General features: G+C 54.0%; 9 protein-coding genes. All 9 read right to left on the bottom strand.

What is annotated here, in order from left to right:
- Positions 1 to 29: 29 nt before the first annotated feature.
- Positions 30 to 1010: a tetraacyldisaccharide 4'-kinase gene (gene lpxK, locus K2184_RS12290; RefSeq protein WP_004100710.1), complete on the bottom strand. Its 981-nt coding sequence runs from the start codon at positions 1008 to 1010 to the stop codon at positions 30 to 32.
- The gene (msbA, locus tag K2184_RS12285) at positions 1007 to 2755 is read right to left on the bottom strand and encodes a lipid A ABC transporter ATP-binding protein/permease MsbA (protein WP_105889996.1); all 1749 of its coding nucleotides are present in this window, start codon (positions 2753 to 2755) and stop codon (positions 1007 to 1009) included. The genes lpxK and msbA overlap by 4 nt, the downstream gene beginning before the upstream one ends.
- A 36-nt stretch (positions 2756 to 2791) precedes the next feature.
- On the bottom strand, positions 2792 to 5056 hold the full coding sequence (locus tag K2184_RS12280; protein WP_163525130.1) for a ComEC family protein: 2265 nt from the start codon (positions 5054 to 5056) through the stop codon (positions 2792 to 2794).
- Between the two features lie 215 nt (positions 5057 to 5271).
- Positions 5272 to 5559 carry an integration host factor subunit beta gene (gene ihfB / locus K2184_RS12275; RefSeq protein WP_004100704.1) on the bottom strand — a complete coding sequence of 96 codons (288 nt, stop codon included), beginning with the start codon at positions 5557 to 5559 and terminating at the stop codon, positions 5272 to 5274.
- Between the two features lie 150 nt (positions 5560 to 5709).
- Positions 5710 to 7383 carry a 30S ribosomal protein S1 gene (rpsA, locus tag K2184_RS12270; protein ID WP_004100702.1) on the bottom strand — a complete coding sequence of 558 codons (1674 nt, stop codon included), beginning with the start codon at positions 7381 to 7383 and terminating at the stop codon, positions 5710 to 5712.
- 136 nt (positions 7384 to 7519) lie between these two features.
- Positions 7520 to 8203 (bottom strand): (d)CMP kinase, encoded by a 684-nt coding sequence (gene cmk / locus K2184_RS12265; protein ID WP_004100701.1) that lies wholly within the window; start codon positions 8201 to 8203, stop codon positions 7520 to 7522.
- Positions 8204 to 8374: 171 nt separating this feature from the next.
- Positions 8375 to 9142 carry a M48 family metallopeptidase gene (locus K2184_RS12260; protein ID WP_004100700.1) on the bottom strand — a complete coding sequence of 256 codons (768 nt, stop codon included), beginning with the start codon at positions 9140 to 9142 and terminating at the stop codon, positions 8375 to 8377.
- Positions 9143 to 9289: 147 nt separating this feature from the next.
- Positions 9290 to 10573, bottom strand: a complete 1284-nt coding sequence (gene aroA, locus K2184_RS12255) for a 3-phosphoshikimate 1-carboxyvinyltransferase (protein WP_023320650.1) — start codon at positions 10571 to 10573, stop codon at positions 9290 to 9292.
- Between the two features lie 72 nt (positions 10574 to 10645).
- Positions 10646 to 11734, bottom strand: coding sequence for a 3-phosphoserine/phosphohydroxythreonine transaminase (gene serC, locus K2184_RS12250; protein WP_004100691.1), 1089 nt, complete (start codon positions 11732 to 11734; stop codon positions 10646 to 10648).
- Positions 11735 to 11811: the final 77 nt, after the last annotated feature.

Genomic DNA, 11811 nt, shown 5'->3' with positions numbered 1-11811 from the left:
GGTTCCGGCGCAGGCGGTGATAAGCGAAATTAGCGCTGCGCCAGCGTCACTAAATCCGTGAGCAGGCGCTGTGCGCGCTGGTCAGTCATTATCGCGTCGACCGGTAGATACCACCAGTTTGCCTGCGCAAAGTCGCGGCACTTCACCGCATCTTTTTCGGTCATCAGCAGAGTTTGCTGCGGCGCCGCCAGCGCGGCGACATCGCTCTGCGACAAAGCCTGATGATCGGCCAGGGAGATGGTTTTCACCGGACGTACGCCGCAGCTCTCGAGGGTGGCGAAGAAACGCGGCGGATGGCCGATTCCTGCCATCGCCACCACGTTGTCCAACGCCGCCGCATCCCGGCGTTCACCGGTCAGCAGATTCACCGCCAGCCCGGGACGAAGCTGCATAGGTATCTCTCCCGGGCGGGCGAGACCGCCGTTAACGATAACCGCATCCACGCTGCGCAAACGCGAAGCGCGCTCGCGCATAGGACCCGCAGGCAACCACCAGCCGTTACCAAAACGACGTACGCCGTCAATCACCACAATCTCTTTGTCACGCGCCAGCTTATAGTGCTGCAGACCATCATCCGTGACGATAAGCTGAAGATCGTTGGCGGCGAGCAGCGCCTGAACCGCATCGCTGCGTACCGGCGAGACGGCAACCGGCGCGCCGGTACGCTGATAAATCAGCACCGGCTCATCGCCCGCTTCCCCGGTATGCGTATCCACATTAAGCAGCAGCGGATAGCTCGCGGCTTTTCCGCCGTAGCCGCGTGACACAACGCCGACGCGAATACCGCGCTGCTGAAGCTGTTCCACCAGCCAGACAACAACCGGCGTTTTGCCATTACCGCCGGCGGTCAGATTGCCAACCACCACTACCGGCACCGGCGCTCGCCACACTTTTCGCCATCCCAGTTTATAGCTTAGCCGTATTAATCCGCTCACCAGGCCATAGAGCCAGGAGAGCGGAAGCAGCAGCCGCCATAAAGGCGATTCGCCGGACCAGATGCGCGCAATCATGCGCCGAACTGCATCTTATGCAGCTGAGCGTAAACGCCCTTATGTTCAAGCAGATCGGCATGGCTGCCGCGTTCAACGATCTGGCCATCTTCCACTACCACAATTTCGTCAGCCTGCTCAATCGTCGAGAGACGGTGAGCAATAACCAGCGAAGTGCGGTTTTTCTGCAGTTCGTCCAGCGCCGCTTGAATGGCGCGCTCTGATTCGGTATCCAGCGCCGAAGTTGCTTCATCAAGGATCAGTATCGGGCTGTTGCGCAGCAGGGCGCGAGCGATAGCGATACGCTGGCGCTGGCCGCCGGAAAGCATAACGCCGTTTTCACCGATAATCGTATCCAGGCCATTGTCCATTTTATTGATAAAGTCCATGGCATAAGCCATGCGAGCCGCTTCTTCAATCTGCTCGCGGCTGTACTCTTCGGTTCGGGCATAGGCGATATTATTCGCCACGGTGTCGTTAAAGAGATGGACGTTTTGCGACACCAGCGCAACCTGATCGCGCAGAGAGCTCAGCGTGTATTCACGCAGGTCGTGGCCGTCCAGCAAGATCTGCCCCTCATCAACATCATAAAAACGCGTAATCAGGCTGGCGATGGTAGATTTACCCGACCCCGAGCGCCCTACCAGCGCCACGGTTTTCCCTTCCGGAATATTGAGGTCAATATTGCGCAACGCAGCGACTTCACGCCCCGGATATCTGAAGGTAACGTTTTTAAATTCGAGGTTGCCCTTCGCACGTTCGATAACCCGCGTGCCTTCATCTTTCTCCTGCTCGGAGTCAAGAATAGCGAAAAGCGTCTGACAAGCGGCCATCCCGCGCTGGAACTGCGCGTTGACGTTAGTCAGCGATTTTAGCGGACGCATCAGCGCGATCATTGAGGAGAAGACAACGGTAATTGTACCAGCCGTTAACGTCTCCATTACGCTCGGGAAGCTTGCCGCATAAAGTACGAAAGCCAGAGCCAGGGAGGCGATTAGCTGAATAATAGGGTCAGAAATTGAGGACGCGGAGACCATTTTCATCCCCTGCAGACGCATCTTGTTGCTGACTTTATCAAAGCGCTTGGTTTCGACGGCCTGACCGCCAAACATCAGCACTTCTTTATGCCCTTTCAGCATCTGCTCTGCACTGGTCGTCACCTGGCCCATGGTGTTCTGCATATTCTTGCTGATATTACGAAAACGCTTCGAGACCACGCGAATAGCAACAGACACGATCGGCGCCAGAACGATCAGAATCAATGACAGCTGCCAGCTGTAATAAAACATCATCGCAAACAGGCCAATAATCGACGCGCCTTCACGCACGACGGTAATCAACGCGCTGGAGGAGGAAGAGGCCACCTGCTCCGAATCATAGGTAATACGTGATAGCAGCGTCCCGGTGGACTGCTTGTCAAAGAATGCAACCGGCATTCCCATCATGTGGCTGAATAAACGACGGCGCATCGTCATCACGACTTTGCCGGACACCCACGAGATGCAGTAGCTCGAAACGTAGCTGGTGATGCCGCGCAGAACCATCAATCCGATCACCACCAGCGGCATCCATATCAGCACCGAGCGATCCGTTTTACCAAAACCATCATCCAGTAACGGTTTAAGAAGCGATAGCATGAAGGTATCACTAGCCGCGTTAAGCACTAACGCTACCGCTGCAACGATTAGCCCGGGTTTAAACGGCGCTATAATCGGCCAGAGTCGGCGGAAGGTCTGCCACGTGGAAAGATCTTTATCGTTCTGCATTCAATAAACCAGCTTGTGTTGAAATAGCCGCATATTCTACCCGTTCTGAACGTTCCCGCCAAACCACTGATGATACCATCGCGGTAAAACTTGATCCCGTAAGCTATGGATTTGCCAGCCATCCGCGGAAAAAATAACCGTAATTTGCCCCTGATGCGGCGTGTCGAACCACTGATAATTCTGGTTTCGATAGCGCTGTTTCACCTTGGTTGAGGGCATACGCCATGCGTTATAGCGGGAAGCAGAAGCTAGCGCAGCCTCCCCGCCAACGCTGCGCAACAGGGCGGTCCCGGACGACGTATTACTGCCGTGATGGGGAACCTGGATAAGTGTAGACGCAAGATGTTGCCAGTAGTGGCTAATCATCGCTTGCTCCGCTGGCGTTTCGATATCCCCGGTGAGCAGGATACTGTGCTTGCCGTCATCAACACGCACCACGCATGAGCGATTATTCCCCTGCTTTGTCGCGCCGGGCAGCGGCCAGAACGCACGAAAGGTTAAACCTCGCCACTGCCAGATCTCTCCGCGCTGGCATGCTAAATGGCCCGCCCAGCCTAGAGGGCTTCGTATCCATATTTGAGGCCATGCTTTTAACACCGAGTTGAGTCCCCCGCGGTGATCGAGATGCTCGTGGCTGAGAACGACGCCTTCCAGATGCAAGTGATGCCAGCGTAGCCAGGGGATGATAATCTGCTCACCGCTGTCACCCTCAGGCCAGGCGAGTCCGGTATCGTAGAGAAGGGCCGCGCCCTGGCGTTCAATCACCATAGCCAGCCCCTGCCCGACATCCAGCATGGTGACTCGCCATTCGTTGGTAGCCGTACTCCGCCAGAATGGCCAGCTTAATAGCCCGAGACATGCTAAACAAAACGCCGGCAACGTGCGCCACGCATGAAAACGCCAGAGAATTAACGCCGGCCACGGCAGCAGGCTTATCCCAAGCCAGCGAGCATCCAGCTCGAGCCAGCCGGGCGGCAGCTGCCGCAGGAACCCGAATAGCGCCGCCAGGATACGGTCTGCTGATTGCCATATCACCATCTCAATGGTGAGCGGAGCACAGAGGTGTAAAAACATGGCGGTCAGAATCAGCGGAACAACGATAAAAGTCACCAGAGGCACGGCAATCAAATTCGCCAGCACCGACGTTAAGCTGATGCCGTGGAAGAGAGCAATCTGTAAAGGTGCAAGTAAAAACATCAAGCCGATCTGCAGATGACATAACGCGAGGCTTTGGCGCAGCAGCCAGCACCTTTTACCGCCAGGCATCGGGGCCAGCTGATACCAGAAGATAAGCGCCGCAACGGCAAACGCCGATAGCCAGAGGCTTTCTGACAACGCTGCCAGCGGATCGGCAAACAGTATTGCACCAATGCAGCAGAGCCATAGTTGCCATGGCGACCAGCGTTTCCCGGATAGCCGCAGCGCGCAGCCAACGATCAGGGCAACACAGGTGCGCAGCGCGGGCGGCTGCATTCCGGTTAGCCAGGCGTAAAAAATAGCGCTCGCCAGGCCAGTAAGCAGCGGCGCCCGCCAGCCCAGCCAGCGGCACGGAAGAAAGAACTGCAAACCCCTTAGCAGCAACCAGCCCAGAGTGGCTCCTAACGCGATATGTAACCCTGAGATCGCCATCAGGTGCGATGTACCGGTTTCCTGCATCAGGATCTTTATCTCGCGAGGGATCGCCAGACGTTCCCCCATGCCTAACCCCAGCATCACCGATTGCCAGGGCAGTTCCGCCAGGGTTTGATTGAGCGAGGCCAGATAACGCGCTCGTACACTACAGTTTCGCTCGCGAACTTTAGCGCTGATAAAGCGTCCGGTTAACGGACGATGCTGTGATAGCGCATAGCGCTGGCTGTCAAACCCGCCTTCGTTGAGCTGACCATGTACCGGACGCGCGCGTAGCGTCATGGCCCAAACCTGCCCTGCACAGGGCGGTTCAGGCAAATAATTACCGTAGAGGCTTACCCCTGGCGCGGGAAATAGCCGTCGCCCATCCAGACGGACAATTCTGCCCTGATGAGTTGTCTGCCCATCTGTTGCGGTCAGCACAACCTCAACCTGACGATTCCCGTTTGTTAACGTCTGTGTCGGCCATAGGACCTGGCGAGCGCTGAGTACACCCCAGACAAAAAACAGCGTTATCAATGCCGCGTATTGCGCAGCTCTACGGCGACATTGCGCAATAAGCAGCGCCAGCAGCATCAGTCCCCAGGTAACCAAACGCTCGGGCAAATCGGGCAACCAGAGCAGCGGCAGAATGCCGATAATCACACAGCCAGCAAGTTGTGGTAAACGCATTAGCACCTCCCTGTCAGAGGGAGTGTTGCGCTAAATGGAGAAAGTGTCTTTGAGGACAGAAAAGAAGTGGATTGCGCAATCCAGAGAACTTTCTCTGTTAACGCAAAAGAACTGACGTTTTGCGAGGCAACTTCCAGTACAGCTTTAAAGGCATAAAAAAAGCACCCAAAGGTGCTTTTTTAACGTTTAAGTATGTTGTCGCCGCTCAGCGAAACTTACTCTTCGTAAATATTGGCGCGGTCGCGTAATTCTTTGCCCGGCTTAAAGTGGGGAACGTACTTACCTTCCAGTTCAACTTTATCGCCAGTTTTTGGGTTACGCCCGGTGCGGGGTGCTCGATAATGCAGAGAGAAGCTGCCGAAACCGCGGATTTCAATGCGCTCGCCTTGAGCAAGCGTTGAGGCCATATGCTCCAGCATTTCTTTAACAGCATCTTCCACTGCTTTCGCAGGAATGTGAGATTGCTGGCTGGCAAGTCTTTCTATCAATTCTGACTTGGTCATTATTCCTCCGGTTTCCTTCAAGGCAAAATTAGCTAACAGCTTAAACAAGGGCGGCCGTAGCCGCCCTTTGTGCTTGATTACAGGACGAATCCTGCAATCTGTCAAGTAAACTCGTCATAATTCAGGTTGTTGTAACCCGAAAGACTAAGATTACTCGCCTTTAGCTGCTTTGAAAGCTTCAGCCATTGCGTTGTTGGAGAAGTTTGCATCTTCCTGTTTGTTAACAGTTGCGATGGCATCTTTCTCATCAGCTTCGTCTTTCGCACGAACAGACAGGCTGATTGCACGGTTCTTACGATCAACGCCGGTGAATTTAGCTTCAACGTCGTCGCCCACGCTCAGAACCAGGGTGGCATCTTCAACGCGGTCACGGGAAGCTTCAGAAGCGCGCAGGTAACCTTCAACGCCGTCAGCCAGTTCTACGGTTGCGCCTTTAGCGTCAACTGCAGTCACTTTACCGTTTACGATTGCGCCTTTCTTGTTCAGTGCAACCCAGTTGTTGAACGGATCTTCTGCGAGCTGTTTAACGCCCAGAGAGATACGCTCGCGCTCTGCGTCAACCTGCAGAACAACTGCTGCGATTTCGTCGCCTTTTTTATATTCACGAACTGCTTCTTCGCCTGCAACGTTCCAGGAGATGTCAGACAGGTGAACCAGGCCATCGATGCCGCCGTCCAGGCCGATGAAGATACCGAAGTCAGTGATAGACTTGATTTTACCTTCAACACGGTCGCCCTTGTTGTGGGTTTCCGCGAACTGCTGCCATGGGTTGTTTTTGCACTGCTTCAGGCCCAGGGAGATACGACGACGTTCTTCGTCGATATCCAGAACCATAACTTCCACTACATCGCCAACGTTAACAACTTTGGACGGGTGGATGTTTTTGTTGGTCCAATCCATTTCGGAAACGTGAACCAGGCCTTCAACGCCTTCTTCGATTTCAACGAAGCAGCCGTAGTCGGTCAGGTTGGTCACGCGACCGGTCAGTTTGGTACCTTCCGGATAACGTTTAGCGATAGCTACCCACGGATCTTCGCCCAGCTGTTTCAGGCCCAGAGATACACGAGTACGTTCGCGGTCGAACTTCAGCACTTTAACAGTGATTTCGTCGCCAACGTTTACGATTTCGCTCGGATGCTTAACGCGTTTCCATGCCATATCGGTAATGTGCAGCAGACCGTCAACGCCGCCCAGATCAACGAATGCACCGTAGTCAGTGAGGTTCTTAACGATACCTTTAACTTCCATGCCTTCCTGCAGGTTTTCCAGCAGCTGATCGCGCTCTGCGCTGTTTTCGGATTCGATAACGGCACGACGAGAAACAACGACGTTGTTACGTTTCTGGTCCAGCTTGATGACTTTGAATTCAAGCTCTTTGCCTTCCAGGTGCAGCGTGTCGCGCACCGGACGAACGTCTACCAGGGAGCCCGGCAGGAACGCACGAATACCATTCAGCTCAACAGTGAAGCCACCTTTAACTTTGCCGTTGATAATACCGACTACAGTTTCAGCGTCTTCGTAAGCTTTTTCCAGCGTGATCCAAGCTTCGTGACGTTTAGCTTTCTCACGGGACAGCAGGGTTTCACCGAAGCCGTCTTCTACTGCATCCAGAGCAACGTCAACTTCGTCACCAACCTGGATTTCCAGCTCGCCCTGGGCGTTTTTGAACTGCTCTGCCGGAATGGCAGACTCAGATTTCAGACCGGCGTCAACCAGTACTACGTCTTTGTCGATAGCAACAACAACACCACGAACGATGGAACCCGGACGGGTTTCGATTGTTTTTAAGGATTCTTCAAATAGTTGAGCAAAAGATTCAGTCATGTTTAATCTTCAGGTTTCATATTTAACGTCCACCAGGCTCCATGCCGGATGGGGTTGTTTAACATACCCGCAAACAGTCCGTTGCTGCGGGGTACTGCTATAATTCGCAGGCTATTGTGCTTTATCGACGATAAGATTAAGCGGAAGCCAGTTTTTCGCGCGCATATTGTAGCGCTTTTTCAATCACTTGCTCAATGTTTAGTTCTGTGGAATCAAGAACTAAGGCATCGGCAGCCGGGATAAGCGGCGCCACTGTACGATTGCGATCGCGGTCGTCGCGCTCTTTTATCTCGGATAAAAGGCGATCAAAGTTAACACTAAAGCCCTTCTCCTGCAACTGAAGCATGCGGCGATGCGCACGTTCTTCCGCGGAAGCGTCAAGGAAAATTTTCACCGGCGCATCGGGGAATACCACGGTTCCCATATCGCGTCCGTCAGCGATCAAACCGGGCAGCTCACGGAAGGCTCGTTGACGGCGCAGCAATGCCTCGCGCACGCGCGGAAAAGCGGCGACTTTAGAGGCCGTATTGGCCACATCCTGAGTGCGGATTTCCGCGCTAACGTCCTCCCCCTCCAGAATGACTTCCAGGCTACCATCAGTGGAGACAAAACGGACATCAAGATGCGCGGCCAGCGGCACCAGCGCCTCTTCGGATTCAACATCAACATGGTGATGCAGCGCAGCGAGAGCAAGAACGCGATAAATCGCCCCAGAATCCAGCAGATGCCAGCCCAGCGTTTCTGCCATTGCCTTGCATAACGTGCCTTTGCCCGCACCGCCAGGCCCATCAATGGTGATTACCGGAACTGTTGCCGTCATCTTTTTCTCCTTTAGCAAGGCGCATAAATATATAAACGCCGCGCATTATACGCATCTCTTCGACGGAAAGTGAGCATTGGTTGTAAATTACGGATAACTGGAAATCTATTGCGGAAGAATTGTGCAATTATAGCGGGCTGATGGAGCATCAGCCCGGAAGATGAGGCAGTTTTACTTTTTATCTTCCGCGATACGGTCGCGGATATGCTGCGCGCGTTCAGCTGAAGGCGGGTGTGAATCGAACAGAGATTTACTGTGGCCGGCGTCAAGGCTGGCCAGTTTGTCGAAGCTGCCCACCAGCCCCTGAGTGCTGATGTTGCGCTTTTTCAGCAGATCGTAGGAGAAATCATCAGCATCGGACTCTTGAGAGCGGGAGAAAGCGGAGTTAATCATTCCCTCTGCGATATCGCCCAACTGAGATTTAGACAAACTTGCAGCCGCTCCGCTGGTGGCTGAAATTGCATCACGCGCGGCAATGGTCGCATAGGCGGTTTGCATCGCTTTGCGCGAATGTCCCAGCGCTACGTGGCCCAACTCATGGCCCAGAACCGCTTCAACTTCATTATCGGTCATCATGTCCATCAGGCCGCTATAGACGCGGACGCAGCCGTTGGCCATTGCCCAGGCGTTGACGTCTGATGTCATGTAAACCTTATAGTTTACCGGGGTGCCGTTGATATTATTACCTAACGCTTTGGCAATTTTATTCAGACGCTTGGTGTACTTACTTGAAGCGCCGGCCTTTTTATTTTCGCTATCCATTTGCTTACAGGCATCGTCGGAAAGCGCTTTGACTTCAGAGTCAGAAAGCGTTGCCGCTTTGTAGGCCGTCATCCCTGAACTTACGAGGGCGTTGGTGTCCACCCCCTGCATATTTTTACAACCTGCCAACAACGTGGCGGAAACCGCTAAAGCCAGCATTACTTTTGTATTTCTCATATCAATCATCCATTGATTAGCATATTAAATGCTTATAAATCCTGTATTTACAAGCAACCAAGGCTAGCATTTAGTTTTCCGCCCGACAAGCAGACATAAAAAAACGCCGACCCAAGGGTCGGCGTTTTCACCTAAAATTCGCGTGATTCAGGCCAGCGTACTGATTCGCGCCAGCTGTTCGAAGTAGTCCGGGAAAGTTTTTGCCGTACACTTCGGATCAAGGATGGTGACCGGCGTATCGGAAAGCGCCACCAGCGAGAAACACATTGCCATACGATGGTCGTTATAGGTGCCGATTTCAGCGAACTGGAGCTTCGCAGGCGGAGTGATGCGGATGAAATCCTCCCCTTCTTCAACTTCAGCTCCCACTTTACGCAGCTCAGTGGCCATAGCAAACAGGCGGTCAGTCTCCTTGACGCGCCAGTTATAAATATTGCGCAGAGTCGTGGTGCCTTTGGCGAACAGGGCGGCCGTGGCGATAGTCATCGCGGCATCCGGGATATGATTCATATCCATATCGATGGCGTTCAGTTCGCCGCGCGTGCAGGCGATATAATCATCGCCCCAGGTAATGGTTGCGCCCATTTTTTCCAGCACATCGGCAAACCGAATGTCGCCCTGCACGCTATTGCGGCCAATACCGGTGACTTTTACCGTCCCGCCTTTAATTGCTCCGGCGGCGAGGAAGTAGGATGCCGAGGAGGCGTCGCCTTCAACCAGATAATCGCCCGGCGAGCGGTAGTGTTGATTGCCGCGCACGATAAATCGCTGATAAGACTGATTTTCAACCTCAACGCCAAAGGTTTTCATCAGGTGCAGCGTAATATCAATATAAGGTTTGGATACCAGATCGCCTTTAATCGCAATGACGGTATCCTGAGGCGCCAGCGGGGCGGTCATCAGGAGCGCGGTCAGAAACTGGCTGGAAACGCTGCCGTCCACTTCAACCTGTCCACCGCTGAAACCACCGCGCAGGCGCAGCGGCGGGTAATTCTCCTGCTCCAGATAATCAATCTGCGCCCCGCCCTGACGCAGCGCGTCAACCAGGTGACCAATCGGCCGCTCTTTCATTCGCGGCTCGCCGGTCAGCACAATATCGTTACTCCCCAGACATAACGCCGCCGCCAGCGGACGCATGGCCGTTCCGGCATTACCGAGGAACAGTTCTAATGCTTCAGCCGCGTGCAGTGGGCCGGCGTTACCGGTGACTTCACAGCGGGTACGGTCGGAAGACAGGGTGTAATGAACTCCCAGCGCGCTCAGGGCATTCAGCATGTGGCGTACATCGTCGCTATCCAGCAAATTGGTCAGCACCGTCGTGCCGCGGGCCAATGCCGCCAGTAGCAAAGCACGGTTAGAAACACTCTTGGACCCGGGCAGGTTAATTGTGCCATCTACGCGTGCGATGGGTTGTAACGTCAGGGATTCCATTAAACTCAACTCTCAAACAAACAGAATAATAACCCCGCAGACGAGCTGCGGGGATGAAAAATACGACAGCGATTAGCCGTGACGGCGTTCGAAGTCCTGCATAAAGTCGGTCAGCGCCTTCACGCCCGCCAGCGGCATGGCGTTATAAATGGAAGCGCGCATGCCTCCCACTACGCGGTGGCCCTTCAGCGCATGCAGACCAGCGGCAAACGACTCTTCGAGGAACAGTTTATCAAGCGCGCTATCGGCCAACTGGAACGGCACGTTCATGCGCGAACGGTTCGCCGCAGCGACATCGTTGCGATAGAAACCACTGTTATCGATGGTGCTATACAACAGGTCGGCTTTCTGCTGGTTGATTTTATCCATAGCGGCAACGCCGCCCTGCTCTTTCAGCCACTTAAACACCAGGCCGGAGAGGTACCAGGCAAACGTCGGCGGCGTGTTAAACATAGAGTCATTGGCCGACAGGATGGAGTAATCAAGAATCGACGGGCAGGCTATGCTGGCTTTACCCAGCAGATCTTCACGCACAATAATCAGCGTCAGACCTGCAGGACCGATGTTTTTCTGCGCGCCTGCGTAAATTACGCCATAACGGCTTACGTCAATTTCACGAGACAAAATAGTCGAGGAGAAATCCGCCGTCACGATGACATCGTCGCCAAAATCAGGCGTTTCTTCAATGGCAATACCATCGATAGTTTCGTTCGGGCAGTAGTGCAGATAGGCCGCGCCCGGAGTCAGCTGCCATTCGCTCATCGGTTTAACCGCGCGCTGGCCGTCAACGGTGATTTTGGCGTCAATCACGTTCGGTTTGCAGTATTTATGCGCTTCTTTAACCGCGCTGGCTGCCCAGTAGCCGGCATCAACGTAGTCGGCAACGGTTTTATCACCCAGCAGGTTCAGCGGGATACCAGCAAACTGTCCGCGACCGCCGCCGTGACAAAATAAGACTTTGTAATTGGAAGGAATATTGAGCAGGGAGCGAAAATCCTGTTCCGCCTCTTCAGCCACCTTGATGAACTCTTTACCACGGTGGCTGATTTCCATCACCGACGTCCCCAAACCGTTCCAGTCGCAAAGCTCCTTTTGCGCCAGTTTGAGTACATCCGCCGGCAGCATTGCCGGGCCTGAACTGAAGTTATAGACCTGAGCCATTTCCCCTCACCACTTGCTATGTTATTTACCCGCGAACCGTCGCGGGCATAAGTTATTCCTGTGGCTATCGGTTTTAT

The sequence above is a fragment of the Klebsiella sp. K5-306 genome (assembly GCF_051835185.1).
GTDB lineage: Bacteria > Pseudomonadota > Gammaproteobacteria > Enterobacterales > Enterobacteriaceae > Klebsiella > Klebsiella oxytoca.
Note: the sequence above shows the minus strand (reverse complement) of the source record. Positions and strands in the feature narration are given on the sequence as shown.

Excerpts from the sequence above, each read along its gene's own strand:
- lpxK (WP_004100710.1), bottom strand. The coding sequence starts at position 1,010 with ATGATTGCGCGCATCTGGTCCGGCGAATCGCCTTTATGGCGGCTGCTG.
- msbA (WP_105889996.1), bottom strand. The coding sequence starts at position 2,755 with ATGCAGAACGATAAAGATCTTTCCACGTGGCAGACCTTCCGCCGACTC.
- K2184_RS12280 (WP_163525130.1), bottom strand. The coding sequence starts at position 5,056 with ATGCGTTTACCACAACTTGCTGGCTGTGTGATTATCGGCATTCTGCCG.
- ihfB (WP_004100704.1), bottom strand. The coding sequence starts at position 5,559 with ATGACCAAGTCAGAATTGATAGAAAGACTTGCCAGCCAGCAATCTCAC.
- rpsA (WP_004100702.1), bottom strand. The coding sequence starts at position 7,383 with ATGACTGAATCTTTTGCTCAACTATTTGAAGAATCCTTAAAAACAATC.
- cmk (WP_004100701.1), bottom strand. The coding sequence starts at position 8,203 with ATGACGGCAACAGTTCCGGTAATCACCATTGATGGGCCTGGCGGTGCG.
- K2184_RS12260 (WP_004100700.1), bottom strand. The coding sequence starts at position 9,142 with ATGAGAAATACAAAAGTAATGCTGGCTTTAGCGGTTTCCGCCACGTTG.
- aroA (WP_023320650.1), bottom strand. The coding sequence starts at position 10,573 with ATGGAATCCCTGACGTTACAACCCATCGCACGCGTAGATGGCACAATT.
- serC (WP_004100691.1), bottom strand. The coding sequence starts at position 11,734 with ATGGCTCAGGTCTATAACTTCAGTTCAGGCCCGGCAATGCTGCCGGCG.